This is a genomic window from Methylobacterium sp. CCH5-D2 (genome assembly GCF_001556475.1).
GTDB classification, from domain to species: domain Bacteria; phylum Pseudomonadota; class Alphaproteobacteria; order Rhizobiales; family Beijerinckiaceae; genus Methylobacterium; species Methylobacterium hispanicum.
The window spans coordinates 1-755 of the sequence record NZ_LSIX01000847.1 but is presented as its reverse complement, the minus strand read 5'-3'; the positions used below and the strand labels follow the sequence as shown (position 1 = coordinate 755).

1 protein-coding gene is annotated in these 755 nt (G+C 77.0%); it reads right to left on the bottom strand.

Annotated elements, in window-relative coordinates:
- Positions 1-153: 153 nt before the first annotated feature.
- Positions 154-755, bottom strand: a 602-nt coding sequence (locus AX737_RS34745) for a peptidase inhibitor family I36 protein (protein ID WP_197430688.1), incomplete at its 5' end; no start/stop codon positions are given.

Here is a 755-nt window from a genome sequence, read left to right as displayed (position 1 = left end):
GCCATCGACGCGCGTTCAGGTCGAGCCCTGTTCGGACGCCTCATACCCCTCACCCCAGCCCTCTCCCTATGGGAGAGGGAGCGCGGCGCGGATCGGGCGCGGCTACCGCCATATGCGATCGTCCTGTCCGCGGAAGGGAGACCGCCGCGCGCCTCACCCCGCCCGGCGGCCGCAGCGCACGTAGGTCGCGCTGCCCTTCGCGCTCGTCCAGGTCAGCCGGTCGCCCTCGACCAGGAGGCGGACCTGGGAGGACCAGCGCCGCCCGCGATCGGTGCAGTCGGCGCCCGCCACCCAGGCGTTGCCGACCCGCCGGCCGTCGTGGAAGGTGCAGACCGTGCGCCCGGCCCGCGCGCGCTCGCTCGTGATGGTGGCTTGGTAATAGCCGCGGCGGCGGTGCGGCGCGCCGCAGGCGGCGGCGTTCGGCCCCCAGACGCCGACATGGTCGGGTCGCTCTTGCAGGAGCAGCGGGACCGGGTGGCCGGCGAGCGGCGCGGTGGCCTCCCCGCCGGCGCGCGCCTCGGCCGTGCGGGTGGGCGCGGCCCGGGCCGGCGGGTTCGTCTCGTGGCCGCCCGCATGGCCACCCGCATGCCCGCCCGCATGGCCCGCCTCCCGGGCCGCGTCGTCGAGCCCGTAGGCGACGCGCCGCGCCGCCTGCATGGCGTTCGGGCCGGGATCGGGAAAGTCGAGGGCGATCCCTTCGCGCTCGACGACGGCCGGGCGCAGCGGCACGTCCTCCGTGAGGAAGACCGCGCTGT